The sequence below is a fragment of the Pseudochelatococcus contaminans genome, from assembly GCF_014195635.1.
Classification (GTDB): domain Bacteria; phylum Pseudomonadota; class Alphaproteobacteria; order Rhizobiales; family Beijerinckiaceae; genus Pseudochelatococcus; species Pseudochelatococcus contaminans.
On the sequence record NZ_JACICC010000004.1, the window covers coordinates 87,798 to 114,070 of the forward strand.

Below are 26,273 nucleotides of genomic sequence, written 5' to 3' on the forward strand. Positions count from 1 at the left end.
CCCAAGGGGCTACATAAAGGCCGAACGCCCACCGCATCCCCCGGCAATCCGGGAGCTTTACGGTCTCAGCTTCTTGCGTTCTTACCCCGCCCGACAACGCCGGTGAACGCCAGTATCGCGAGAATGAGCGACAGCGGCACATTCCAGCCTGCCAGCGAAATGCCTGCGAAGCGCCATGCTGCCTCTTCGCAGCTCACGACTTGCACCTGCTGAAGACGTTGAAGAAAGGCGTCGGCGTTATCGACTGTCGAGAATGTGTTGGAGCAGCCAGCCAGTCCCGGCCAGAACTTCCACTCCACTCCGGCGTGGAACGCCGCGACTCCGGCCCCGGCGAGAAAACCGAGGCCGATGAGCGCCAGCAATATCCGGGACACCGCTGGCGCGCGGCCCGATGTCCACGCGGCGAGCGCGGCTGCGGGTATCGCGGCGTAGAACGGCCATCGCTGGATCAGGCAGAGCTGGCATGGCGGCAGGTTGAGCACGAACTGAAAATAATAGGCGCTCGCCAGCGAAAGAACCGAAACGGCCAGCAAAAGGGTCGCTACTCTGAACCGCCGCGTTTCTCCGCCTGCTGTCGACAGGATCAAGTCTAGCGCGCCCATTTGCATGTCACCTTCAGATTATGAATTTAACCGCCGCAAACCCGGCGATCACGAAAAATGCCAGCACCCCCAGCACAAGCCCGAAGTGCTTCTCGATAAACGAGCGCATGGGATTGCCGTAACGGTGCATCAGCCCTGCGAGAATATAGAACCTGAGCCCTCGCGTGATCAACGACAACACCATGAACCAGAAAATGTCGTAGCCCGCAAAACCGGATGTGATCGTCACCAGTTTATAAGGGATCGGCGTTATGCCTTTGAGAAGTATGATCCATTCGCCATATTGCGCATACGCCTGACGGAACGCCTCGACGTTGTCGCCATAGCCATATGCGGCAATCAGCCACTGGCCGACGGAGTCATAAAGCATCGCGCCGATGGCATAGCCCGCAAGGCCGCCGAGCACGGATGAAATCGTGCACACCCCTGCATAAAACAGCGCCTTGTCCGGCCGGGACAGCGCCATCGGCAGCAGCAGCACGTCCGGCGGAACGGGAAAAAACGAGCTTTCGGTGAAGGATACCGCCGCGAGCGCCCAGACGGCGTAGGGGCTGGCGGCCAGGGAGATGACCCAGTTATAAAGGCGACGGAACATAGCAGTCCATTCAGAAGAGCACGAATGTCAGGATGACAGCGAGTGTCGCGGCACCGTATGGGAAAATAGTGGATGGACGGTTTCCGCAGCAACGATAACGCGCTATTTTCAGGGAACGGGTCTGGCACACCTCTCGTGCCGGGACAACCATATAGTGAGGCTATTTGCCAATTGGTGCGTTGCGAATTGACGTCTTGCCGGACAAGACGTTATCAACCGATGATGCGACAGTCCCGGTAACAGGACGCATCAAGCGCAACAAAAACGGATAGAAGATACGTGACAGCCGGGGAAGAGAATCGGAAAGCAGCCTCGAAGCCCGATGATGGCAAATCGCCCGATACCCATCGTGGCGATTCAAAAAGACAGGTTTTGCCCATCGGCAACCCGCCGCGCGCGGCACGGCGTCCTTCCGGCGAAGGCTCCGGTGATCGTTATTACGATATCATACAGGCAGCGGCTATCCTGTTCGCGGAGCGAGGCTATCTCGCCACCTCGATGCGCGACATCGCCGAGCGGGTCGGCTTGCTGGGTGGTTCGCTTTATCATCACGTCCGCTCCAAGGAGGATTTGTTCGTTGCCGTCCATGCCCAGGCGCTGGAGATGGCATCCGAACAGATAGCCACGGCGATCTCGCAGTTCGACGATCCGTGGCAGCGTCTCGAAGCCGCCTGCGTGCGGCAGCTCGAAATCCAGCTCGATCCTGATCTCGTCGACATTCCGTTTTTGACGGATTTTCGCAACGTACCGACCGAAATCCTCGAAAGGCTGATCATCAAGCGCGACGCTTTCGAGGCGGCATACGTCAAGCTGGTCGATAGCTTGCCCCTGCCCCCGCATATCGATAAGTCCCTCTATCGCCTGCTGTTGCTCAGCCTCATCAATTCAGTGCCCGCCTGGTATCGGCCTGGCCGCATGAGTCCCGCCGAAATTGGCCGGCAGATCATCCACATCTTCCGCCACGAGCACCTCGCCGGCGCGAGCGCTCCATAGCCTCCTGAAGCCGGGAGCACCGCAAACCAGCCTCCCGTGCGGCTATAAGCCGCCAGCTTTTGTCTGCCATAATACAGCAAGACATTGCCGGATTGGCGATTTCACCGTTGATTCCAGTTTGGAATTCATTCAACCTCGCACCAGATTAGGAGCAAGGAAGGGGTTGACGCACGTGCGGGCTTCTGGTTTGACCAGAGCACCAAACATTTGTTTGGGGCGTTTGGTCGACATTGCCCGCAGCTGTGAACCCGAGGTTTTTGGGAGACGTAACGATGACCGATGCGGGCGACAGCCGCGAATCGATGGATTTCGATGTAGTGATTGTTGGCGCTGGGCCGTCTGGTCTGGCAGCTGCGATCCGCATCCGCCAGCTTGCCGAGCAAAACGGTTCTGACATCAGCGTTGTCGTCGTTGAAAAAGGCTCCGAGGTTGGCGCGCATATCCTGTCCGGCGTTGTGATCGACCCTCAGGGCCTTGACGCGTTGCTGCCGGAATGGCGCGAGGCGGAGGATTGCCCGCTGACGACGCAGGTCACGGACGATCGCTTCTATCTTCTCAGCGCCACTGGCGGCATTCGCCTGCCGAACGTCTTCATGCCGCCGTTGATGAACAATCACGGCAATTACATCGGCTCTCTCGGCAACGTGACGCGCTTTCTCGCAGCGCGTGCCGAAGCGCTGGGCGTGGAGATCTACCCGGGCTTTGCCGCCACGGAGGTTCTGTACGGCGACGATGGCGAAGTGCTGGGCATCGCGACCGGCGACATGGGCATCGACCGCCATGGCGAGCATCGCGGCGATTACACGCGCGGCATGGAACTACGGGGTAAGTACACGCTGTTTGCCGAAGGCGCGCGCGGCAGCCTGACAAAGCAACTCGTTGCCCGCTTCTCGCTCGACAAGGACCGTTCGCCGCAAAAATATGGCATTGGTATCAAGGAGCTATGGCAGGTTGATCCATCCAGGTTCCATTCCGGGCTGGTGCAGCACACCTTTGGCTGGCCGCTTCAGAGCGACACCGGCGGCGGCTCCTTCCTCTACCATTTCGAAGACAATCTGGTCGCGGTCGGTTTTGTCCTTCATCTCGACTATAGCAATCCGACACTTTCGCCGTTCGACGAGTTTCAGCGTTTCAAGACGCACCCGCTGATCAAGGATACATTCACGGGCGGCAAGCGCCTGTCTTACGGCGCCAGGGCAATTACGGAAGGCGGATGGCAATCAGTGCCCACCCTCGCCTTCCCCGGCGGTGCGCTGGTGGGCTGCGCCGCAGGCTTCGTCAACGTGCCGCGCATCAAGGGCAGCCATAATGCTATCATTTCCGGCATGCTCGCGGCCGAGGCTGCGGTGGCGGCTCTTGGCGCAGGACGCGCCAATGACGTGCTTCAGGATTATGAGGATGGCTGGCGCTCCTCCAGCATCGGCAAGGATCTCAAGCCGGTGCGCAACGTCAAGCCGCTGTGGTCGCGTTTCGGCACCTTCGTCGGTGTCGCGCTTGGCGGCCTGGATATGTGGATCAACACCCTGACGGGGCTGTCGCCCTTCGGTACGTTGCGGCATCGCAAGCGGGACTGCGACTCGCTCAAGCGCATCGACGAGGTGACCCCGATTACCTACCCGAAGCCGGACGGCGTGCTGACATTCGACAAGCTCTCATCGGTCTTTATGTCCAACACAGCGCATGAAGAAGATCAGCCCCCGCATCTGAAACTCACCGATCCGTCCATTCCGATCGAACGCAATCTGCCGCTCTATGGCGAACCGGCAAGGCTGTATTGCCCGGCGGGCGTTTACGAAGTCGTCTATGGCGATGAGGAAGCGCGGGCCGATCCCCGTTTCGTCATCAATGCGCAGAACTGCGTGCACTGCAAAACGTGCGACATCAAGGATCCGTCCCAGAACATTACCTGGGTTCCGCCGGAAGGCGGTGGCGGCCCCAACTATCCAAACATGTAATAGCCAGATAACGGGTTCATGGTTGGCTAGCCGGAAACAATAATCATTCCAGAAAGAAAAGAGACGATTGCATATGAAACAAAAATTGCTGCAAGGATATTCATCAAGAGCGATGACGATGCAGTATGAAAGCGTTTCAGCAAGCGTGATTCTTTTCGGAATTTGATATAAGACATGGCTGAGAGCATCAGTTACATGCTGATTGCTTCCAAATAAGATCAATCAGGAGCGCCCGAAATGTCCGACTATACGCCCCCTGTCGCCGACATCGGTTTTCTACTGTCCGATGTGTTTTCCATTGACGATCTCGGCGAGAGCATTCCCTCGTTCGCGGAGGTCAACGCGGAATTCGCCACAAGCATTCTGGAGGAAGCAGGCCGCTTCTTCGCGGAGACGATCCAGCCGCTGAACTTGCCCGGCGACGAAGAAGGCAGCCGTCTCGTCAATGGCGAGGTCCACACGCCTAAAGGATTTGCTCAGGCTTATCGGGCTTTCTCCGAGGCAGGCTGGTCGGCGCTTTCCGGTGAAACCGAATATGGCGGCCAGGGCCTGCCGCGTGTGTTGCAGATCCTGTCGGACGAGATGCTTTCCGCCGCCAACCTGTCGTTCGGCCTGTTCCCCGGCCTGACGCGCGGCGCGAGCGAGGCAATAGCCCACCATGCCAGCGACGAGTTGAAAGCCGCATACTTGCCAAAGCTCATTACTGGCGAGTGGACCGGCGCGATGGCGCTGACCGAAGCTGGCGCGGGCACGGACCTTGGCTTGCTCAAGACGCAAGCTGCGCCGCAGGCGGATGGCTCCTACAAGATCACCGGCAGCAAGATCTTCATTTCTTCCGGCGACCATGATTTCGGCGGCAATATCATCCATCTGGTGCTCGCCCGCCTCCCCGATGCCCCCAAGGGCGTGAAGGGTATCAGCCTGTTCCTCGTACCCAAATTTTTCCTGACCGACGACGGTTCGCAGGGCGCGCGCAACACGTTCTCCGTCGGCGCGCTGGAAAAGAAGATGGGCATTCATGCCCAGCCGACTTGCGTCATGAATTATGACGAAGCCACCGGCTGGCTTGTGGGCGAGCCCAACAAGGGCCTCGCGGCAATGTTCACGATGATGAACGCCGAGCGGCTGTTCGTGGGCATTCAGGGTCTTGGTGTCGCCGACGCGGCTTACCAGAAGGCCGCGCGCTACGCGAAAGAGCGCATTCAGGGCCGCTCTGCCGATGGCAAGACGCCGCTGGTGCCGATCATCGAGCACGCCGATGTGCGCAAGATGCTGCTGACCATCCGTTCATTTGTGGAAGCGGCACGCGGGCTTGCCATCTGGACGGCGCTCGAAATGGACAAGGCCGGCGGACTTTCCGACCCGTCCGAGCGCGCTGTGGCGGACGGCAATGTCGCGCTGCTGACGCCGGTCATCAAGGCGGCCTTCACCGATCTGGGCTTCGAAGGCGCCGTTCTGGCACAGCAGGTGTTCGGCGGCCACGGCTACATCCACGAATGGGGCGTGGAACAGTTCGTGCGCGATGCCCGTATCGCCCAGATCTATGAGGGCACCAACGGTGTGCAGGCCGCCGATCTCGTCGGGCGCAAGCTGTCCATCGATGGCGGCGCGCTGCCAAAGCACTTCTTCAGCCTGATCGAGGCCGATTTGACGGCCGCGCCCGAGAGCATTTCCGATATCTCGGAGCCTGTTCGCGAGGCTTTTGCGCTGCTGCAACGCGCAACCGAGCGCCTGCGCGGCCAGACAGCCGCCGACCCGTCTGCACCGGGAGCCGCCGCCACAGATTATCTGCGGTTTTTCGCACTGGTATCGCTGGGCTGGGTGTGGGTGCGCATCGCTGCCGCGGCGGAAAAACAAGCCGCCGGATCGGACTTCCACCGCAACAAGCTTATCCTCGCCCGGTTCTTCGTATCGCGTGTGCTGCCGCAGGTCTACGGCCTTGATCGCGCTCTTGAAGCCGGCGCACAGACGATTACGGCGCTTCCCTCGGACGATTTCTGAAGCAGGATGCCCAATAAAAAAGGAGGGGCAACACCCCTCCTTCCAAATCAAATATCAGCAACCGCGTGCGCTACTGCCGCCTTATGGCTTGCGGCGCAGCCGAACGATCACGTCCACGCGGGCAACCTCCATTCCATCGGGAACCTCCGGCAGCTTTTCCACGGAGAGACCAGAGTTCGGAATGTCGAAGAGATCGTCCTCACCTTCTACGAAGAAGTGATGGTGATCGGAAACGTTGGTATCGAAATAGGTCTTGGAGCCATCGACTGCGAGTTCGCGCAGCAGACCGGCTTCGGTGAACTGGTGCAGGGTGTTGTAGACCGTCGCCAGAGAGACCGGCACGCGGGCGCGCGTGGCTTCTTCATAAAGCATTTCAGCCGTAACGTGACGGTCGCCTTTGGCGAAGAGCAGCCAGCCCAGCGAAATACGCTGACGCGTGGGGCGCAGCCCCGCGTGACGCAGTTGCTCGCGAAGCTGATGAACAGGGCATCCCCGGCTTGATTCTTGCGGAATGTGGCTGCCGACGATCGCGCCCGGAACCGGCGCATCCAGCTCCGATTCGTCCACAGCGATTGTCCTGACCTGCAAATTCGCCACCCTCGCGACCTCCCGTGCCTGTTTCAATCCTCGTACATTTAACCTATCATAAGAATGGATCGCAATTGCCGCAAGCCCTGAAAGTCATTGTCCTCTGTTTGTTCGTTCACGCCCTCGTGCATTTTATGCATGACTGAGCGGTTTGCCGACGGTCGCCTCCTTCTGATTCAACGTGATTTGTTGTAGAATTTCGGGATTCTGGAACGCACAAGGGAAGCAGCGCAAGGAAAGCGGATGACGGGCCAAAGTGAAACACTGCTGCTCATCGTCGATGTGCAGAACGATTTCATGCCGGGCAGCAGTCTCGCCGTAGCTGGCGGCGACGAGATCATTCCGGTCGTCAACAAGCTGGTGGGGCAGTTCGACAACGTTGCGCTGACGCAGGACTGGCATCCGGCAGGCCACACGTCTTTCGCCGCGTCGCATCCCGGTAAGGTGCCATACGATACAATTCTTTTGCCCTACGGGCTGCAAACACTTTGGCCGAACCATTGTGTGCAAGGGACAGCCGGCGCGGACTTTCATCGCGATCTTGAGGCCACACGGGCGCAGCTTGTCATCCGCAAGGGCTACCACCCGGATATCGACAGCTATTCCGCGTTCTTCGCCGCCGATGGCACGACCGCAACCGGCCTTGCCGGTTACATGCGTGAGCGCGGGTTCTCCCATATCGTCATAGCAGGTCTTGCGACCGATTTCTGTGTCGCATGGAGCGCTCTCGACGCGCGTCGCCTTGGCTTCAGCGTTACTGTCGTGGAGGATGCTTGCCGGGGCATCGACGTCGACGGCTCTCTCGCTGCCGCATGGCGTCAGTTCCAGCAAGCAGGTGTGGAGCGTGTCGCATCGGCACTCCTCGATTAACCAATTGGTTATAACGCGTCGAGATATTGACGGCGTGTGTCTTTTCCAAAGAATCGCCGCCCGCTCCTCCGGAGCGATCTGCCTCACGGGATCGGTTTAGCAACATGTCCAGACGCCTTATTCTGCTTCGTCACACCAAATCAGACTGGCCTGACGGCATTGCCGATCACGAGCGCCCGCTCGGGCGGCGCGGCCTTGGTGATGCGCCCCGCCTTGGCGCTTACATCGAGTCGCACGGCCTCATTCCCGATTTCGCCGTGGTGTCGACAGCCCGCCGCACCCGCGAAACCTGGGATCTCGTCGAGCAGGAATTGAGCCGCTCGGTGCCGGTGCGTTTCGACCGGCGCATTTATGAGGCCCGGCCCGGCGCCCTCCTCTACGTGATCCGCGAGACCGAACCGTCCGTGGGCACGCTGCTGCTCGTGGGGCACAATCCCGGCTTCGAGGATGTCGCCCGGTTTTTGATCGGCAAGGGCAATACGGCAGCGCGCGAGTTACTGGCGGATAAATACCCTACTGGCGGCCTCGCCGTGATCGATTTCGATATTCAGGACTGGCGGGATATTGAAACGCGTTCGGGCAGCCTTGATCGTTTCATTACGCCGCGCAGCCTTTTGGGCGACGACGATTGATGCTGGCGCAGCCGGAACAAAGCGCGTATTCTGCGCGCTTATTCCGCAACCCGAAGTGATGGCCGGTGTGACAGAAGCTGGCCGCTCGCTTTGGCACCGACTTCAACCGCAACTTGCTTTCAGTTTCCCAATAGCGAACTGAAGGCAGACTGTTCCGGGCAGCGCTTTTTGTGAAAGTTCCATCGTCACTCGATTCAGCCGTCGACCTGTTTCGCAACATCGGCTCCTTCGCCGCCAATACAGTGTCGCCGCGCGTGCGCCTTGGCGTTACCGGGCTGTCGCGGTCCGGCAAGACGGTGTTCACCACTGCGCTTATCCATCATCTGGTGGGCGTCTCGCCCATGCCGGTCTTTCGTGCTTCCAGCGAAGGCCGTATCAGGCGCGCTGTTCTCGATGATCAGCCGGATGATGCCGTCCCCCGTTTTCCCTTTGAAGAGCATCTGGCGACGCTGGCCGAACCGCACCGCCGCTGGCCCGAGTCGACGACGCATATCGCGGAACTGCGTGTTCTCATCGAATATGAGCGGCGCACGGGCTGGCGCTCCGGTCCTGCAAGCCTCGCCATCGACATCGTCGATTATCCGGGTGAATGGCTCGTCGATCTGGCGCTGATCGACAAGAATTTCGCCACGTGGTCGCGTGAGACAATGGCCGCGAGCCGCACGCCGCAGCGCGCCGCCATCGCTGGGCCCTGGCTGGCGGCACTGGCCGAACTCGACCCTCGCAAACCGGCGACGGAACCGGAAATTGCCAGATTAAGCAACCTCTTCAAGGATTATCTTACAGCCTTGCGTGAAGGCCCGGAGCGTGTCGCGACGACCCCGCCAGGCCGGTTCCTGATGCCGGGCGATCTTGCCGGTTCACCGGCATTGACCTTCTCGCCGCTTGATCTCGCATCTGGGCAGGAGCCGGTATCGCGCAGCCTGCACGCGCAAATGGAGCGGCGCTTCGATGCTTACCGCACCCACGTCGTGCGGCCGTTCTTCCGCGATCACTTTGCCCGCCTCGACAGGCAACTCGTTCTCGTAGACGTGTTGTCGGCGCTGGACTCCGGCCCTGCGGCGCTGGCCGAACTGGAAGAGGCGCTCGATCAGGTGTTGATTGCCTTCCGCGCCGGTAGCAATTCGTTTCTCAGCCAGCTGTTTTCTCCCCGCATCGACCGCGTGTTGTTCGCTGCCACGAAAGCAGATCACCTGCATCGTACAGACCACGCCCGTCTGGAGGCCATTCTTCGCCTGCTGGTGGACCGCGCCCTGCGCCGCACCCAAGGTGCGGGAGCCAGGGTGGACGTGCTGGCTCTCGCATCGGTGCGCGCCACGCGTGAAGGCAGTGTGCGCTCAGGTCGTGAAACCTTACCAGCCATTATCGGCACTCCAGAGGCCGGCGAGCGCATTGGTGACGAGATATTTGACGGCGAGACGGAAGCTGCCGTGTTTCCCGGCGAGTTGCCGGATGATCCACAAGCCGTTTTCAACGGTGTCATCCCGCCAGGCGCGCTGCGGTTTCCACGTTTCCGGCCGCCTCTGCGCACGCCGGATGCCGCAGGCCGCATACCGGCGCTGCCGCACATTCGTCTGGATCGCGCGATCGAGTTTCTTATTGGCGACCGGCTTTTATAGGGCAAACGGATCATGAGCAGAGCCCCCCGCGCCTTCCGCCTCGACCCGTCCGGCGAGTTGCCTCCGGTGGAGGAAACTCCGCGCGAAACCCGCATCGATCCCGAGACGATTCTGGTCGAGGAGCCGGATACGCCTTACGACGAGCTGCCACCGCCTGCCGCTCCCCGAAAGGCGCGTGCGCCTTGGCTGGGTTTGCTGATATCGGCGCTAGGCGGGCTGGTCTTGCTGTGGATTGGCCTTGGTGTGGAGCAGATGATCTCCCGCCTTTTGGCTACAGCGCCTGCCCTCGGCTGGGGCGCGTTGGCACTGGCAGGGCTTGCGCTCATCGCGCTCATCGCGATTGTTGCGCGAGAGGTGCGCGGCATCCTGCGTGAACGGCGCATTGAAACACTTCACCGCAAGGCCATTGCCGCGCGTGAAGCCGACGATGACAAGGCCGCCGCCGCTGTCGTGGAAAGCCTGCTCTCCATCTACGCCACCAGGCCGGAAACCGCACGCGCCCGCGCGACGCTGAATGCTATCGGCCCAGACACCATCATCGACGCCGCCGACAGGCTTAACGTGGCGGAACAGGAGTTGTTGGCGCCGCTGGACCGCAGCGCCCGCGCCATCGTGGCCAACAGCGCCAAGCAGGTGTCACTGGTAACTGCCGTCAGCCCGCGCGCGATTGTCGACGTTGTATTCGTGATTTATGCCTCCGCGCGCATGGTGCGCCGCGTCGCGGCACTTTATGGCGGACGGCCAGGTCTGTTCGGCTTTTTGCGCCTTTCCGGGAATGTTTTATCGCATCTGGCCGTCACGGGTGGCATTGCCGTGGGCGACGACATCATTCAACAGGTGCTCGGCCTCGGACTTGCCGCGCGCCTCTCCGCAAAGCTTGGCGAGGGTGTGCTCAACGGCCTGCTTACGGCGCGCGTCGGTCTGGCGGCCATAGAGGTCTGCCGTCCGCTGCCCTTCGTAGCGGTGGAGCCGCCACGTTTTACTGACATCGCTGCCGGATTGTTCGATAGCAGCAAAAAGGTCGCGTCGGATGGTCAGCCTTCCGCCTGATCGATAACCGCGTGGCCGCGGGTGATGTCGGTCACCATGCGAATGAATGCGTCAGAGACCGTCACGGGCATTATGACGACGATCCGCACGCCACCGGGCATGAACTCTTCATCATCCACGCGCGCTCCTGCAATCGTATCCAGCCGCGCCCGGATGCGCCCCGCTTCGGCGAAAGCGCAGACGATACGCACGGTCGTCGTGGGAACGATTTCAACACGCTCCGCCTCGCGTAGGCAAGTTGCTGCCGTGCCGCCATAAGCACGCACGAGGCCGCCGGTCCCCAGCAGCACTCCGCCGAACCATCGGCTGACAAGTACGGCAACGTGATCAAGCCCCTGCCCGTCAATCGCTTGCAGAATGGGCTTTCCGGCACTGCCGCCCGGTTCACCATCGTCATTGAAGCGGTAGACACTTCCGGCCCGGAACGCCCAGCAATTATGTCCGGCGCCGGCATCGCCATGCGCCATAAAGAACTGGCGCGCTTCTTCCGCGTCCTGCACAGGCCCAGCGACCGCCCGAAAGCGGCTACGTTTGATATCCTGCTCGAAACGATGCACGCCAGCGAGCGTGAACATGGGCGTCACCTATCGCGGCGGTGTGCCGTTGGCTGCGAGGACATCGCCCGCAAGATAAAGCGAGCCCGCAATCAGCACACGCGGCGGCCGCTCCCACACCGTATCGTGCAGTGAGGCCAACGCTGCTTCAAGACTGCTGAAATGGGCAGCCCGAAGCCCGACCTTCCGGGCAATCTCGGCCACTTGTTCGGCCGGACGCGCCGCCGCTTGTCCGGATATCGGCACGGCGAGCACTTCGCGGGCAAGTCCGCGAAACGGTTGCATAAACCCTTCCGTGTCCTTGGTGCCCAAAGTGCCGCACACCAGCACTAGCGGTGCGGGGTTCTTTTCCTCGATCTCGGCCATAGCCTCGGCCAGCACACGGCCGCCATCCGGATTATGCCCGCCGTCGAGCCAAAGATCGGAACCTTCCGGCAAAAGCGTGATGAGCCGTCCGCGTGTCAATCGCTGCAAGCGGCCTGGCCATTCCACACGCGCCATGCCTTCCTCGAACGCACTGACAGGCAGGTTGCCAAACCCTGCAGCCCGAAGCGCCGCAATAGCCGTGCCGGCATTGATATGCTGGTGACGCCCCAGTAACCGTGGCGTCGGCAGATCCAGCAATCCGCGTTCGTCCTGATACACCAGACGCCCGCTCTCTTCATGCACGGTGAAATCCTGCCCCCCGACGAACAGCCTTGCGCCGACCCGTTCGGCTTCGGCCTCAAGCACCGCAGCAGGCTCAGGATCTTGTGGAGCGATGACGGCAGGCGCGCCGCGCTTGAAAATACCGGCCTTTTCCTTGGCAATGAGCGTCACCCGGTCGCCCAGAAAATCGGCATGGTCGAGCGATACCGGTGTCACCACAGCCGCCGCTGGTTCCGCGATGACATTGGTGGTGTCGAACCGCCCGCCAAGCCCCACCTCAAGCAACAGCACATCCGCTGGATGCGATGAGAATAGCTCGAATGCTGCCGCTGTCGTCATCTCGAAGAAAGTGATCGGCTCGCCAGCATTCACGTCCTCACAGCGGCGAAATGTCTCCACAAGTTCCTTTTCGCCAACGAACTGCCCGCCTCCCGGTTGTCCAAGGCGGATGCGTTCATGGAAGCGCACGAGATGCGGCGATGTATATACGTGCACCACCAGCCCCGCCGCTTCGAGAATCGCGCGCATGAACGCAACAGTCGACCCCTTGCCGTTCGTACCGCCGACATGAATGACGGGTGGCAACCGCTGTTCGGGGTGGCCGAGGCTGGCCAACAGGCGCTGAATTCTCTCCAGCGAGAGGTCGATAGCTTTGGGATGCAGCGCGAGAAACCGCGCCAGCAACGCTTCGGATGATTCCATTCAACTTCCTCGCCCGGCATTCCGAATGCTCGCAGCCGGCAAGTAACATCAGGACATGATTCTGACAGAGCCCCGGATCGCAAATACAGCGACCCGATCAGAGAGATGGCACCTGCCGGGTATCGCTCGCGCTCGCAATATCATCCCCAGCCTCGCCAGCAGCGCCCTCGAGATCCTCGTCGGCTTCCGGCTCTTCAACCACGGGGGGCTTGGGTTGATGGGTCAGGAAGCGGCAAATGCGCGCAAGGGTCGACTTCATCTCATGGCGAGAAACCACCAGATCAACCATGCCATGCTCATGCAGATATTCCGCGCGCTGAAAGCCTTCCGGCAGTTTCTCGCGAATAGTCTGCTCGATAACGCGCGGTCCGGCAAAGCCAACGAGCGCACCGGGCTCGGCGATATGGATGTCCCCCAGCATGGCATAAGACGCCGTCACGCCGCCAGTTGTCGGATTGGTCAGCACCACAATATACGGCAGCCGCGCCTCGCGCAGACGATCCACCATAATTGTCGTGCGCGGCATTTGCATCAGGGAGAGAATGCCTTCCTGCATACGTGCGCCGCCGGACGCCGTGAAAATGATGAACGGCGTATTCCGCTCGATGGCAGCTTCAGCACCGCGAATAAAAGCCTCACCCGCCGCAAGGCCGAGAGAGCCGCCGATGAAGTTGATATCCTGCACGGCAATCGTAACCGGCTGGCCCTCAACCGCACCAATGCCAACCTTGATGGCGTCCGTCAGCCCCGTTTTGGTGCGCGCATCGCGCACGCGATCCGTGTAGCGCTTTTCATCGCGGAATTTCAGCGGATCCAGCGGAACCTCGGGAACAGATACCTCTTCCCACTCTCCGTCATCGAACGTGATCTTGAGGCGCTGCACTGCGCCAAGACGCATATGGTAGTTCGACCCCGGAATGACGTTGAGGTTCGCCTCGACATCCTTATGGAATACCATCTGCCCGGTTTCGGGGCATTTGATCCAGAGGTTCTCTGGCACTTCGCGGCGAAACAGCGTCTTGATCTTCGGCCGAACGACGTCGGAAATCCAGTTCATCGCTACTCTCTCTGAGGCACCCGGAACGTTTTAAGGCGAAGTCAGCGCCGCTTCGCGGGAAAACGCATCAAACAAGAAAATTCACGTATCCTTTGACACAGAACGCACGCCTTCCGCAAGCTCACGCACCAACGCGGAAACAGCAGGCACCGTGTTTTCCGTTGCCCGGCCTTCCGCATCGAGCGAATTGCGCAGAGCATCAACAACCGCCGACCCCACGACAACTCCGTCAGCGCCGCGTGCAATTGCGGCAGCATGGTCGCCGCTGCGCACACCAAATCCGACCACGACCGGCAGATCCGTATGGCGCTTGATGCGTGCAACGGAGGCGGCAACGGCATCGAAGTCCGGCACAGCCGTTCCCGTCACGCCGGTAATGGAGACGTAGTAAACAAATCCGCTCGTGTTAGCGAGCACGGAAGGCAGGCGCGCATCATCGGTCGTCGGCGTGGCGAGCCGCACAAATGAAAGCCCCGCACGAAGCGCCGGCAGGCACAACTCGCCATCTTCTTCCGGCGGCAGGTCGACAACGATAAACCCGTCGACCCCCGCTTCCTTCGCATCAGCCAGAAAGCGGTCCACACCATAAATATATATCGGATTATAGTACCCCATCAGGATGACCGGCGTATCATCATCCTGCTCACGCAGTTCCCGAACGAGATCAAGCGTGCGGACGAGCGTTTGCCCGCCCTTGAGCGCCCTTTGCGCAGCGAGCTGGATCGCCGGGCCATCGGCCATGGGATCGGTAAACGGCATGCCGATCTCAATAATGTCCGCCCCCGCTTCCGGCAATGCCTTGATGACGGCAAGCGAGGTGTCATAATCCGGGTCACCCGCCGTGATGAAGGTCAGAAGCGCGGAGCGGCCTTCGGTACGCAGCAATTCGAAGCGACGTTCGATGCGGCTCATGCCCCGGCTCCTTCTTTTTTCGATGCAGCCAGCAGTTCGGACACCTGATCGATATCCTTGTCACCGCGGCCAGACAAATTGACAACCATCACGTGATCCCGCGGACGCTCTGCCGCGAGATCCACCGCCCGTGCCAACGCATGCGCAGACTCAAGCGCCGGGATAATGCCCTCAAGCCGCGAGAGCTGCTGGAAAGACGCAAGCGCCTCTGTATCGGTGGCAGAAAGATAAGTCACCCGGCCCGTCTCATGCAGCCATGAATGCTCCGGCCCGATACCGGGATAGTCAAGGCCCGCAGATATCGAATGCGCCTCGGCGATTTGTCCGTCTCCATCCATCAACAGATAAGTGCGGTTGCCATGCAGCACGCCCGGCCTACCGCCAGCGATCGATGCCGCGTGCGCGCCGGAGTGAAGGCCATGGCCGGCCGCCTCGACGCCAAAAATCTCCACAGATGCGTCGTCGAGGAACGGATGGAACAAGCCCATAGCGTTGGAGCCGCCGCCAATGCATGCAACCAGCGAATCGGGCAGCTTGCCTTCAAGCGTCTGCGCCTGCTCGCGCACCTCACGCCCGATCACCGACTGGAAGTCGCGTACCATGGCAGGATAAGGATGCGGCCCCGCTACCGTTCCGATGCAATAGAAGGTGTCAGCGACGTTGGTCACCCAATCGCGCAATGCCTCGTTCATCGCGTCCTTCAGCGTGCGTGCGCCGGATTGCACTGGCCGAACCTCCGCGCCAAGCAACTGCATACGCACGACATTCGGCATCTGGCGCGCGACATCAACGGCACCCATGTAGACAACGCATTGAAGGCCAAAACGCGCGCACAATGTCGCCGTCGCCACCCCGTGCTGCCCCGCACCGGTTTCCGCGATGATGCGCTTCTTGCCCATGCGCAGTGCGAGCAGAATTTGCCCCAACACGTTGTTGACCTTGTGGGAGCCGGTGTGATTCAGCTCCTCGCGCTTCAGGTAGATTTTTGCGCCCTGCCCCTCCGGCGCTTTTGCGCGCACCTCTTCGGTCAGCCGCTCAGCGTAATATAGAGGGCTGGGACGACCGATATAGTGCTTCTGTTGACTAGCGATCGCCGCCGCATAATCCGGGTCGGCCTTTGCCTCTTCATAAGCCTTTTCAAGCGAGAGAATGAGCGGCATCAATGTTTCCGCGACGAAGCGTCCGCCGAAAATGCCGAAGTGGCCGTGTTCGTCCGGCCCCGTCGTGTAGGAATTGGGCTTGTTGCTCACTCTGTCGAATCCTCAAAACATTCCGGACAGTACCGCTGCGGGGCATCGCCGCCATTCTTCATCATAGGGTCATGATGGGACATACTGTTATTGCGCAGCGCTGTCCAATGCTTCCCGCGCGGCCCGGACGAACGCATGAATACGCGCAACGTCCTTGACGCCGGGGGCCGACTCCACGCCCGACGACACGTCCACCCCATCAGGCCGCGTGAGCGCTACGGCTTCAGCAACATTATCCGCGTTTAGTCCGCCCGATAGCAAATAAGGCACGCCGAAATCATGCCCTGCGATCAAACGATGATCGAACATGACGCCGTTGCCGCCCGGTAGCGCACCCGCAGTGGGCTTTGCATCCAGCAATAGTCTTTCGGCAACAGTCGCATAGCGAAGAGCATCTTCGGCATCCTCCGCATTGGCAATGCCGATTGCTTTCATAACCGGGGTGGCAAACTCCCTGCGCACTTCGACAACCCGATCCGGCGCTTCCTTGCCATGCAGTTGCAACCAGTTCGGCGCGATGCTCCCACATATCGCCTCAAGATCCGTATCCGATAGGTTCACAGTCAGTGCAACAATCTGCACCGTTTGCGACAGATCACGTGCTTGCGCGACGAGCGCTGTTGCCTGTTCAACGGATATGTGACGGGGGCTTTTGGGGAAAAAAACGAACCCAAGCATATCGGCCCCGGCCGATATGGCAGCTGTCACAGACTCAGAGGTGTTGAGCCCGCAAATTTTCACCAGGCCGCGCGGCATGCTTATTGCCCGCTTTATCTCATCAATCATGAGTGCGCGCGGTCAATGCGAGTGCGCCAGTCGGAACGGGCTGGTGACTGGCAACTTCCGCTTTCACGCGATCGAGCTCACGCGCCTGCTTGCGAGCAGCTTTGCGGTAGCGCCCCTGTGTCCACCACACGACGAAGCCGCCGTACAGAATACCTGCGGCAACAGCCGTGAGTACGATGACGAAAAGTGGCGCCGAGAACGCAACCAGAGGATCGGCTCCGGAGAACGGGTCGAGCGAGACCACCACCGGCGAACGGTTCGCCACCGCCAGCAGCACGATGACAAGTGCCAGCGGGATGATAATCAATACGCGCAACAGCGTTTTCACTTGCTATGCCTCATCTCTGCCCGGCCAAACAAGGCCGGCCTATCTTTACTCGTCGGCGTCGTCATCGCCAGGCAGCACATCGCGGCCTTCGTTCAGACGCAGGCGCATTTCCTTGCCCGTTTTGAAGACGGGGATCATCTTGGCATCGACCTCGACGGTCTCGCCGGTGCGGGGATTGCGCCCGATGCGGGCGTCCCGCCGCTTGACCGAGAAAGCACCGAAGCCGCGCAATTCCACGCGGTCGCCGCGAGACAATGCGCGTGTGATCTCTTCCAGTATGGCATTGACGATATTCTCGACGTCACGCTGGTAGAGATGGGGATTTTGCTCCGCAATCCGCAGAACCAGTTCGGATTTGATCATCAACCCCACTCTTTGATTGGACATCCTAGTGGATACGGAAAGATATACAGTTGGAAAGACAACTATTTTTGCGGTTCAGGGTGCCAGAGCGCCAGCAGGCCGTCAAGTCGGCGGGCATCAATACTGCCTCCAAGACGGTCGACGGCAGCAGCCAGATCGTCAAGGCCGGCCGTGCGTGCGACGAAAGCGCCAGCGCTAAAAACATCCAGCGCCTCGCGCCGCGACCGACGCCTCCACTCCCTGACGGGAAGGTCGTTATCAATCTTCTTTTCGCTGGTCAGCCACGCCCTAGCCTCACGCTCGCCACCGATTTGATCGACGAGACGCAGACCGACGCCCTGATTGCCAGTGAAGACACGCCCGTCGGCCACCAACGCAAGCTGGGTGTCGTCGAGATCGCGCCTTTCGCGCACAAGCCGCTTGAACCAGTCGAAGCTATCACGAACGAGGCTTTCCAGAGCCTCACGCGCCGCAGGCGATGTTTGCTCGAAGGGGCTTGGCGCAGCCTTGAGCGGGCTGGACTTTACCTCTTCCACGCTCACACCGATGGTATCCATCAACCTGGTCAAGTCCGGGTACTGGAAAAGAACACCTATCGACCCAACCAGCGATGTTTCAAGAGCAACAATTCGATCTGCACCGAGAGCCGCGATATAGCCGCCTGAAGCAGCCAGCGCACCGACCACAGCCACGACGGGCTTCTCTTCCGAGAGCCTGCGCAACGAGTCGTACAGCATCTCAGAGCCGGCAGTAGTGCCGCCCGGGCTATCAATCCGAAGCAAGACGGCGCGGACAGCGTCGTTTTTTCTCACATCGTTGATGAGATCGATCGTGCGCTGATCGCCGGTAATGACACCGTTGATATTAATGCGTGCAACGTGCGGGCGGGATCGGGATATCCCGTCTCCAAACACCAAAAAGCTGCCCAGCACGATGACCGCCAGCAGCGCCACAAATGCAAGCACCCGCCAAACGGTAACGCGGCCGCGCAACCGGCGGCGATCAGCAATGAGATCCGCCTCGTAACTCATATCTGCCCTGGCCCGAACCGAGAATCGGCGCCCCGCTCGGAATATCCGATCCGGGACCGCTTATAGATTAGAGCAATTTGCCCGCTTTTGGAAAGCCTATTTTTGATAAGTAATTGATTTGTCCGATCTTCATACAGATTTTACGTGCATGTGTATGGCACGAAAAACGCCGCAAACCAGCATCAGAAAATCGCCGACCCTACAAAATCCCCGCAATCCCCCTTAGTCCCAAACAAAAAGCCCGCACGGTTATACCGGGCGGGCTTTGAGGAGCAAGGGCAAGCGCACAGCGCACACTCGCCCTTGCTTGATCCTATTGGGCGGATCTTACTTGCTTTCGGTCGCCTTCTTCAGCGCAGCGCCGAGAATATCGCCAAGCGAAGCGCCAGAGTCGGCCGAGCCGTACTGAGCGATTGCTTCCTTTTCCTCTGCCTTTTCCAGCGCCTTGATGGAGAGCTGGATACGGCGCGCCTTGCGGTCGAACTGAACCACCCGTGCGTCAACCTTCTCGCCGGGCGAGAAACGCTCGGAGCGCTGCTCGTCACGGTCGCCGGCCAGTTCGGCGCGGCGGATGAAGGCGGTCAGATCGGTGTCGACAATCTTGACTTCGATGCCGGCATCCTTGACTTCCAGCACCTCGGTAGTGACGGTCGCGCCCTTCTTGATGTCTGAAGCGTCAGCGAAGGGGTCACCTTCAAGCTGCTTGATGCCGAGCGAGATGCGCTCCTTCTCGACGTCCACGTCGAGAACAACCGCGCGCACGACGTCGCCCTTCTTGTACTCCTCAATGACCTGCTCGCCCGGACGGTTCCAGTCGAGGTCAGTAAGGTGCACCATGCCATCCACGTCGCCATCAAGACCGATGAACAGACCGAACTCGGTCTTGTTCTTGACCTCGCCCTCGACCTCGGTACCGATCGGGTTCTTCTCTGCGAAGGCTTCCCACGGATTCTGAAGCGTCTGCTTCAGGCCGAGAGAGATGCGGCGCTTGACCGGATCGACTTCAAGGATCTGTACATCCACTTCCTGCGAAGTGGAGACGATCTTGCCGGGGTGCACGTTCTTCTTGGTCCACGACATTTCGGAAACGTGGATCAGGCCCTCGATGCCAGGCTCCAGCTCGACGAACGCACCGTAATCGGTGATGTTCGTGACGCGACCGGAGAAGCGGCTCTCGACCGGATAACGCTCCGCGATGCCTTCCCACGGATCGGCCAGCAACTGCTTGATGCCGAGCGAAATGCGGTGGGTCTCGTGATTGATCTTGACGATCTTGACCTTGACCGGCTGGCCGATGGTGACGACATCGGTCGGGTGGTTGACGCGGCGCCATGCCATGTCGGTGACGTGCAGCAGACCGTCGATGCCGCCCAGATCAACGAACGCACCGTATTCGGTGATGTTCTTGACCACACCCTCGATGACCTGACCTTCTTCGAGGTTGGCAACGAGTTCCGAACGGGCCTCGGCGCGCGTCTCCTCAAGCACCGTGCGGCGCGAGACGACGATGTTGCCGCGGCGGCGGTCCATCTTGAGGATCTGGAACGGCTGCGGTACGTTCAGCAGCGGCGTAACGTCGCGGACAGGACGGATGTCGACCTGCGAGCGCGGCAGGAACGCCACGGCGCCGTCGAGGTCAACCGTGTAACCGCCCTTCACCTGATTGAAGATGACGCCCGTCACCTTCTCGTTGTTCTCGAAAGCCTTCTCAAGCTTGACCCAGCTTTCCTCACGGCGAGCCTTGTCGCGGGAGATGACAGCCTCACCGAGCGCGTTCTCAACACGCTCAAGGTAGACCTCAACCTCATCGCCGATGTTGAGTTCGCTGTCGCGGCCGGGGCCGACGAATTCCTTCAGCGGCACGCGGCCTTCGGTCTTCAGACCGATGTCAATGACGGCAACGTCTTTTTCGATGGCGACGACGATACCCTTGACGACGGAACCTTCCTGAGACTCCTGGCCGCCGAACGACTCTTCAAGAAGCGCGGCAAAATCTTCGCGGGTGGGGGCATGGTTAACGGATACGGACATGAAAACTCCTGACCAACGACGCCGACGGCTCGAAAAACGGGCCGTCCCCGCCTGCCGGCGCCGCGCAGTCTGGCCACCGCGCGATCTTCCGCTGAAACAGCGGGTCGGCGTCTGATGGCCGACAGTAGGGAACAGTATAGGCAGCTTGACACCGCGCCATGGAACTCGACCAAAAAACAGCCAAGACCAAAAACCAAAAGGGCGCGATTGACGCGCCCCGTCGTCACCGGCGGGCGATGACTGCCATAACGAAATTCTCTACACACGAACTGCCCGCGCCACAAGCGTTTTCAACAGTCCGGCAACAGAATTAACGACTCAATAGGTCAATGCGGGCGGAAGCACCTTGGCTTCCTCGATCCACTTTTCGACAACCTTTTCACTCGGGAGCGCTCGCACGAAGTTGCCCTTCTCATTCGCCTCCGCAAGCGCTTTGGTGAGATTGGCCGCATTGCGGTGCTTGAGCTCCTTCACGGTATCAACGCCCGCAGCTTCCAGAAGATCGGAATATTCCTTGCCGACACCGTGGATACGCAGCAAATCTGAAATATTTGCCCAGCGGAGAATCAACGCGGCATCGATGCCTGTGGTCGCCGCCAGTTCCTTGCGCCCCTTGGGGTCATGCGCGTGCTCAAGCAGGGCTGTAGTGGTGGTAATTCCGGCGGCTTTAAAGGCATCGACGTGGGCTGTATCGATACCTTCGATGCTATCGAGTGCGTAAGACGTCATGATTAGCTCCATCACAGCCGATGACAAAATAACTGCCGAAATACAATTTCAGGAGCGGCACGAGAAGCAGCAAGGCAAAGCGACTAGCATCATGCGCTACTGCGTGAGGCTAAGCTGCCGCATGCTCGGGCGCAACCGCAAATGACAGTTCACACGATCCTTGATGAAAAGATTCGCACGATGTTGACAACAGGTCACAACAAAGGCGCACGGTGCCGACCGTTAAAGCTCACGAAATTTGTGAAGGGCCAGGAAGCGGAGAAAATTATCGATCCGCATTAGCATTTTGAATGTGGTAGCAGTGGGCAGACTTGAACTGCCGACCTCCGGGTTATGAATCCGGCGCTCTCACCAACTGAGCTACACTGCCTTACCTCTGCAATATGGCACACATCACTCGGTGTCATCCATACAACAATATCAAAGGGGGCCGCGCCGAAACGCTGCCACTTGCATATTGGCGATATAGTTATTTGCAGATATGGATGTCAAGCGTCTTGGTACCTGATGCACTTGTCATTCACCGCCACTTGGGGAAAACTCATACTGCATGCCGGACACGCGAATTTACCTCGACGGCCCGATCCGAAGAATGCGCCCGTTCTCGCTATCCGTAAGCAGATAGAGATATCCGTCTGGCCCCGTACGCACGTCGCGGATGCGTTCATTCAGTCCTGTCAGAATACGTTCTTCATGCGTAACGGCTTCATCCGCAACTTCCAGTCGAACAAGGGCCTGTCCGGCCAGCGCGCCGACAAAAACACTGTCACGCCACGGTTCAATCTGGCCACCATCATGAAAAGCCAGCCCTGAGGGCGCGATAGAAGGCACCCAATAGTAGATTGGTTGTTCGAGACCGTCGCGTGCATTTCCAATGCCGATGGGCGCGCCCGAATAATCGACGCCGTGTGTAATAATGGGCCAGCCATAATTGAGGCCCTTACGGACGATGTTGATTTCGTCCCCGCCCCGCGCGCCGTGCTCCGATATCCAAAGCTCTCCGGTCTTTGGATTGAGCGCGGCACCTTGCGCATTCCGATGTCCTACCGACCAGATTTCCGGTAGTGCATTGTCCTGACCGACAAATGGATTATCGATCGGAACCGTGCCATCTGTGTTGATGCGCAAAACCTTGCCCAGATGACTATCGAGATCCTGAGCCTTGTCACGGGTTGAAAATCTGTCACCGACCGTGATGAACAAAAAGCCCTCGTCATCGGGTACGAGCCGAACGCCAAAATTCGCATTTCCCCGGCCACTGTCTTTCTGGCTGAAGATGGTTTCGACATCCGTAAGTGCGAGTCGGTCCAGGTCAATGACCGCACGAATCACGACTATCCCGGAGCCGCTATCACGCGGTTCGACAAAGGCGATGTACGCGGTTCTGTTCTCCGGGAAAGCAGGATCGAGCGCAATATCGAGGAGACCGCCCTGCCCGCTGGCGGCAACCGTCGGAACGCCACGAAACGGAGCCGAAACCGCGCCGCCGCGAGAAACATGCCGCAGTCTTCCCGGTCGCTCCGTAACAAGAAAAGAACCGTCCGGCAGAAACGCCAGCCCCCACGGACGTTCGAGCCCGGAAGTGACAGTTGAAACAGCGATTTTCGCCTTTTCCGTCTGTTCTATATGGGCCTGACGTACAGAGCTTTCTTCAGCACTGTCTTGTGCGTAAACAATAGAGGCTGAAGTCAGCGTCGGTGCAGCCACCAAACTACCTAAAAGAGCGGCGCAACGTATGGTTTCAGCAATTTTACGCAACGCCATTCAATGCTCTCCAAAAGCGATCTACGATCAGGAAGGCTGCGAATCGATCACAAAGGTCGCCGGCGCCTGTGCCTGATATGAGGGTTGCGACAAGGTACCAGCCGCAACCGCGGCGGTCGCCATAATAATCGCTCCGGCAAGAACTGCCGATATTCTGAATTGTCGAGCCGCTTCACCCGGTGCATAAGCTATCGCGCGGGGGCGATGAAAATCCGACATACGGATCGGATCGACTTTTTTCATGTCCCTCTCCCGTCGTTTGTCGGCGCTGCACGCCAGCCCATGTGGCTATGTGGTTGTGGATGACTGTCCTGTTTTGACAGAAATCATTGTGCACCGCCTGCCTCAACTAACGACTGGGTTAACGATCGGTTCCACATTTATGACAATCTGGATACGCTTTCTTGCCGCCGAAGAAGCCGGGGCACCTGCCGGACAGAACTCCAGAGCGCGTTTTTCCGTTTTAAAACATGCAATAAAGCGTTTGCCTACTTGCCAGCAGGAAAAGGCGGGACTAGGCTGCCGCGTTTTCTGAATTGACCGTTCCGGAAACGGGTGCAGGGTTATCCCGCCCTGGCCAATTTGTTTTATCCCCACTTCCTGAAGGAGCTTTAGATCATGGCTTTTCTCGCCGATGCTCTGTCACGCATCAAGCCGTCCGCAACCATCACGCTGACGCAGAAAGCCCGCGATCTTAAAGCACAGGGCCGGGATGTCATTTCGCTGTCGGTCGGCGAGCCTGATTTCGATACGCCGGATAACGTCAAGAACGCCGCCATCGAAGCCATCCGCCGTGGCGAAACGAAGTACACTCCCGTAGCCGGTATCCCGCAACTGCGCGAGGCGATCTCGCGCAAGTTCAAGCGGGAAAACGAGCTTGATTACAAGCCTTCACAGATCATCGTTGGAACCGGCGGCAAGCATGTGATTTTCAATGCTTTTCTTGCCACCATCAATCCCGGTGACGAGGTCGTGATTCCCGCGCCTTACTGGGTGAGCTATCCGGAGATCGTCGCGCTGACCGGCGGCACGCCCGTCATCGTCCCGACGCACATCGAAAAAGGCTTCAAACTTCAGCCGGAAGATCTGGAGCGCGCCATCACCCCCCGCACGAAGTGGGTCTTGCTGAACTCTCCGTCGAACCCTTCCGGCGCGGCCTACACGCGTGAAGAGTTGAAGGCGGTGACCGATGTTCTCGTGCGTCACCCCCATGTCTGGGTGCTGACTGACGATATCTACGAGCATCTCGTTTACGGTGACTTTGAATTCGTCACCCCTGCGCAGGTCGAGCCTAATCTCTATGAGCGCACGCTCACCATCAACGGCGTGTCGAAGGCTTATGCGATGACGGGCTGGCGTATCGGTTACGCAGCAGGTGCCGAATCGCTCATCAAGGCGATGGACATGGTGCAGGGTCAGCAGACCTCCGGCACCTCGTCCATTTCGCAGTGGGCAGCTGTCGAGGCGCTTGACGGGCCGCAGGATCATCTGGCGGTGTTCAAGCGCGCTTTTGAGACCCGTCGCGACCTGATCGTGTCCGCGCTCAATCAGACGCCGGGCATCACCTGCCCCACGCCTGAAGGTGCGTTCTACGTTTATCCGTCGATTGCTCCGCTCATCGGCAAAACCGCGCCGTCCGGCAAAGTTATCGCCACGGACGAGGATTTCGTGCTGGAGCTGCTGGCGACAGAAGGCGTGGCAACCGTGCACGGTTCATCGTTTGGCTCGGGTCCAAACTTCCGCGTGAGCTACGCAACCTCCAACGACAAGCTTGAAGAAGCCGGTCGCCGCATCAGGCGGTTTGTCAACGAACTGAAATAAGGTACTGAATTATTTATCTTTCCCTGCCAGTAATGGCAGGGAAAGATATGCTGAACCCATCACGCGCGACGAACGAACCCGGCAAGACCGCATTCAGCTTGTTCTCGTAAAGTGCAAGCCGCTCATCGTCATGCCGGGGATGAAGATGAAAAGCGGCCATAGACTTCACGCCGGCAGCGACGCAAAGCGACAGTCCTGCCTCGCATGTCGAGTGCCCCCAGCCCTTGCAGCGGGCATATTCTTCCGCCGCATACATGGCATCGAAGATAACGAGATCAGAACCCGTTACGAATTCGATCAGGTTGGCAGGTGGCCAGTCAGATCCATGTTCGATATCGCTCACGTAGCACACGCGTCGCCCCCCATGATCGAAGCGATAGGCGGTAGAGCCGTCCGGGTGGAATAGCGGACAGGTCGCGACATCGAAGCCGTCGTCGAAACGGAGCATTTCACCGGCATTAAAGCCGATATGGTTGAATTGCGCTGGTAACTCGTCAAGCGTCACGGGAAACAGCGGCGGCGAGAAAAGACGATCAAGAGCCTTTCGGCCACATGAGCCGCCCATATTCCCCACATGCACACGAATAATATTATTGCATCCCAGCGCGGGCGCAAAAAACGGCAGTCCCATCACGTGATCGAGATGCAGATGGCTCAGCAGCAAGTCAAAGACATTGCCGGGCTCATCGTCCAACGGGCATTTTCCGCCGGATAAAAATTCGCCAAAAGGCGCAATACCCGTGCCTGCATCGACAATGAACAGTCGACTGCCACATCGGATTTCAACGCAACAGGTTCTGCCACCAAACACAGAATACGCCGGTCCTGCCACAGGCAGCGAGCCGCGCACCCCCCAGAAGCGCACCGATAGCGTATCCGCCGTGGGCTGCTGCGAGGGTTGGGCCAAGGAACCCGTCAGGGGCTGCGTCAACACACTCATACAAGCAACCTATCAGCATTCGCACTCTCAAAACGTGCGTCATGACACCTTATAGCTGTATGGCAGCGGCACAGCAAAGCGCAAAACCGATTATCCAGCGCAAACAAATGATATAGCTTCATAAAATGCTTTTGAGCGATCGAAAATACCCTCAAATCAATCTGCTCATATAGTCAGGGTCAAGATACGCCGAAGGGCGTACCCATTGGGGCGGAAGGCAAAACCTCTGACTATTTTAGATCGGGCTTCGTGGCATCGGAAAGCATCACGATACAAGTAAAAAAGCCCGGCAGCCTGTGAACGGGAGGGGGCACCGCAAGCGGTCCGCTCAACAGGCTACCGAGCCAGACACCGACACGGAAACCGCGGCGGCGACATGAACACATGAAACGGCGCAAAATACATCGGCACGGAAAGTGTGGCGCATAGCATCCGTTCTATGGATGCTGACG

Annotated in this window: 26 protein-coding genes and 1 tRNA gene; 9 read left to right on the forward strand and 18 right to left on the reverse strand. The window is 59.3% G+C overall.

The annotated features are described in order from the left end of the window. Positions 1-65: 65 nt before the first annotated feature. Together FHS81_RS09055 and FHS81_RS09060 are read right to left on the reverse strand one after the other, a co-directional pair. The gene (locus FHS81_RS09055; RefSeq protein ID WP_183752202.1) at positions 66-602 is read right to left on the reverse strand and encodes a disulfide bond formation protein B; all 537 of its coding nucleotides are present in this window, start codon (positions 600-602) and stop codon (positions 66-68) included. Positions 603-615: 13 nt separating this feature from the next. Then, the gene (locus FHS81_RS09060) at positions 616-1,197 is read right to left on the reverse strand and encodes a YqaA family protein (protein WP_183752204.1); all 582 of its coding nucleotides are present in this window, start codon (positions 1,195-1,197) and stop codon (positions 616-618) included. A gap of 279 nt (positions 1,198-1,476) precedes the next feature. On the opposite strand from FHS81_RS09060, the gene FHS81_RS09065 reads away from it, so the two are divergent. The 3 genes from FHS81_RS09065 to FHS81_RS09075 all read left to right on the forward strand — a co-directional run bounded on the left by FHS81_RS09065 (position 1,477) and on the right by FHS81_RS09075 (position 6,146). Further along, positions 1,477-2,190, forward strand: a complete 714-nt coding sequence (locus FHS81_RS09065; RefSeq protein WP_343052461.1) for a TetR/AcrR family transcriptional regulator — start codon at positions 1,477-1,479, stop codon at positions 2,188-2,190. A 272-nt stretch (positions 2,191-2,462) separates the two neighbouring features. Then, on the forward strand, positions 2,463-4,145 hold the full coding sequence (locus FHS81_RS09070) for an electron transfer flavoprotein-ubiquinone oxidoreductase (RefSeq protein WP_246374933.1): 1,683 nt from the start codon (positions 2,463-2,465) through the stop codon (positions 4,143-4,145). Positions 4,146-4,382: 237 nt separating this feature from the next. Then, complete coding sequence (locus FHS81_RS09075; protein WP_183752206.1) at positions 4,383-6,146, forward strand: acyl-CoA dehydrogenase C-terminal domain-containing protein; 1,764 nt, start codon at positions 4,383-4,385, stop codon at positions 6,144-6,146. 81 nt (positions 6,147-6,227) lie between these two features. Here the strand turns inward: FHS81_RS09075 and irrA are convergent, their stop codons facing one another. Beyond that, positions 6,228-6,698 carry an iron response transcriptional regulator IrrA gene (irrA, locus tag FHS81_RS09080; protein ID WP_183752743.1) on the reverse strand — a complete coding sequence of 157 codons (471 nt, stop codon included), beginning with the start codon at positions 6,696-6,698 and terminating at the stop codon, positions 6,228-6,230. A gap of 279 nt (positions 6,699-6,977) precedes the next feature. Here irrA and pncA point away from each other — a divergent pair, with 279 nt between their 5' ends. The 4 genes from pncA (at position 6,978) to FHS81_RS09100 (ending at position 10,905) form a co-directional block, all read left to right on the forward strand. Further along, positions 6,978-7,604, forward strand: a complete 627-nt coding sequence (gene pncA, locus FHS81_RS09085; RefSeq protein ID WP_183752208.1) for a bifunctional nicotinamidase/pyrazinamidase — start codon at positions 6,978-6,980, stop codon at positions 7,602-7,604. A 104-nt stretch (positions 7,605-7,708) separates the two neighbouring features. Beyond that, entirely contained in the window at positions 7,709-8,236 is a 528-nt protein-coding gene (locus FHS81_RS09090; protein ID WP_183752210.1) for a SixA phosphatase family protein, read from the forward strand. Between the two features lie 170 nt (positions 8,237-8,406). Next, complete coding sequence (locus tag FHS81_RS09095) at positions 8,407-9,855, forward strand: YcjX family GTP-binding protein (protein WP_183752212.1); 1,449 nt, start codon at positions 8,407-8,409, stop codon at positions 9,853-9,855. A 12-nt stretch (positions 9,856-9,867) separates the two neighbouring features. Continuing rightward, a complete protein-coding gene (locus FHS81_RS09100) occupies positions 9,868-10,905 on the forward strand; it encodes a YcjF family protein (protein WP_183752214.1) in 1,038 nt (345 codons plus the stop codon). Here the strand turns inward: FHS81_RS09100 and FHS81_RS09105 are convergent. The 14 genes from FHS81_RS09105 to FHS81_RS09170 form a co-directional block, all read right to left on the reverse strand. After that, positions 10,890-11,480 carry an IMPACT family protein gene (locus FHS81_RS09105; RefSeq protein ID WP_183752217.1) on the reverse strand — a complete coding sequence of 197 codons (591 nt, stop codon included), beginning with the start codon at positions 11,478-11,480 and terminating at the stop codon, positions 10,890-10,892. The genes FHS81_RS09100 and FHS81_RS09105 overlap by 16 nt on opposite strands. 9 nt (positions 11,481-11,489) lie before the next feature. After that, positions 11,490-12,809 (reverse strand): bifunctional folylpolyglutamate synthase/dihydrofolate synthase, encoded by a 1,320-nt coding sequence (locus FHS81_RS09110; RefSeq protein WP_183752219.1) that lies wholly within the window; start codon positions 12,807-12,809, stop codon positions 11,490-11,492. A gap of 97 nt (positions 12,810-12,906) precedes the next feature. Next, positions 12,907-13,866 (reverse strand): acetyl-CoA carboxylase, carboxyltransferase subunit beta, encoded by a 960-nt coding sequence (gene accD / locus FHS81_RS09115; protein ID WP_183752221.1) that lies wholly within the window; start codon positions 13,864-13,866, stop codon positions 12,907-12,909. Positions 13,867-13,947: 81 nt separating this feature from the next. Beyond that, positions 13,948-14,778 (reverse strand): tryptophan synthase subunit alpha, encoded by an 831-nt coding sequence (trpA, locus tag FHS81_RS09120; protein ID WP_183752223.1) that lies wholly within the window; start codon positions 14,776-14,778, stop codon positions 13,948-13,950. Then, positions 14,775-16,028 (reverse strand): tryptophan synthase subunit beta, encoded by a 1,254-nt coding sequence (gene trpB, locus FHS81_RS09125; protein ID WP_183752225.1) that lies wholly within the window; start codon positions 16,026-16,028, stop codon positions 14,775-14,777. The genes trpA and trpB overlap by 4 nt, the downstream gene beginning before the upstream one ends. Positions 16,029-16,115: 87 nt before the next feature. Continuing rightward, positions 16,116-16,814, reverse strand: a complete 699-nt coding sequence (locus FHS81_RS09130; RefSeq protein WP_343052462.1) for a phosphoribosylanthranilate isomerase — start codon at positions 16,812-16,814, stop codon at positions 16,116-16,118. Continuing rightward, positions 16,807-17,142 carry a lipopolysaccharide assembly protein LapA domain-containing protein gene (locus tag FHS81_RS09135; RefSeq protein WP_183752229.1) on the reverse strand — a complete coding sequence of 112 codons (336 nt, stop codon included), beginning with the start codon at positions 17,140-17,142 and terminating at the stop codon, positions 16,807-16,809. The genes FHS81_RS09130 and FHS81_RS09135 overlap by 8 nt, the downstream gene beginning before the upstream one ends. Before the next feature lie 45 nt (positions 17,143-17,187). Further along, the gene (gene ihfB, locus FHS81_RS09140) at positions 17,188-17,505 is read right to left on the reverse strand and encodes an integration host factor subunit beta (RefSeq protein ID WP_183752231.1); all 318 of its coding nucleotides are present in this window, start codon (positions 17,503-17,505) and stop codon (positions 17,188-17,190) included. Positions 17,506-17,567: 62 nt separating this feature from the next. Next, entirely contained in the window at positions 17,568-18,536 is a 969-nt protein-coding gene (gene sppA / locus FHS81_RS09145; protein ID WP_183752233.1) for a signal peptide peptidase SppA, read from the reverse strand. A 327-nt stretch (positions 18,537-18,863) separates the two neighbouring features. Then, the gene (gene rpsA / locus FHS81_RS09150) at positions 18,864-20,567 is read right to left on the reverse strand and encodes a 30S ribosomal protein S1 (RefSeq protein ID WP_183752235.1); all 1,704 of its coding nucleotides are present in this window, start codon (positions 20,565-20,567) and stop codon (positions 18,864-18,866) included. 318 nt (positions 20,568-20,885) lie between these two features. Continuing rightward, positions 20,886-21,296, reverse strand: coding sequence for a DUF4332 domain-containing protein (locus tag FHS81_RS09155; protein ID WP_183752237.1), 411 nt, complete (start codon positions 21,294-21,296; stop codon positions 20,886-20,888). A gap of 293 nt (positions 21,297-21,589) precedes the next feature. Further along, positions 21,590-21,666 (reverse strand) — tRNA-Met (locus tag FHS81_RS09160). A gap of 197 nt (positions 21,667-21,863) precedes the next feature. Continuing rightward, a complete protein-coding gene (locus tag FHS81_RS09165; protein WP_183752239.1) occupies positions 21,864-23,060 on the reverse strand; it encodes a PQQ-dependent sugar dehydrogenase in 1,197 nt (398 codons plus the stop codon). A 27-nt stretch (positions 23,061-23,087) separates the two neighbouring features. Then, entirely contained in the window at positions 23,088-23,303 is a 216-nt protein-coding gene (locus FHS81_RS09170) for a hypothetical protein (RefSeq protein WP_183752241.1), read from the reverse strand. Between FHS81_RS09170 and FHS81_RS09175 the strand changes: the two genes are divergently transcribed. After that, positions 23,302-23,595 carry a hypothetical protein gene (locus FHS81_RS09175; RefSeq protein ID WP_183752243.1) on the forward strand — a complete coding sequence of 98 codons (294 nt, stop codon included), beginning with the start codon at positions 23,302-23,304 and terminating at the stop codon, positions 23,593-23,595. The genes FHS81_RS09170 and FHS81_RS09175 overlap by 2 nt on opposite strands. Before the next feature lie 83 nt (positions 23,596-23,678). After that, the gene (locus FHS81_RS09180; RefSeq protein WP_183752245.1) at positions 23,679-24,881 is read left to right on the forward strand and encodes a pyridoxal phosphate-dependent aminotransferase; all 1,203 of its coding nucleotides are present in this window, start codon (positions 23,679-23,681) and stop codon (positions 24,879-24,881) included. A 13-nt stretch (positions 24,882-24,894) separates the two neighbouring features. Here FHS81_RS09180 and FHS81_RS09185 read toward each other — a convergent pair whose 3' ends face one another. Beyond that, on the reverse strand, positions 24,895-25,821 hold the full coding sequence (locus FHS81_RS09185; protein WP_183752247.1) for an MBL fold metallo-hydrolase: 927 nt from the start codon (positions 25,819-25,821) through the stop codon (positions 24,895-24,897). Positions 25,822-26,273: the final 452 nt, after the last annotated feature.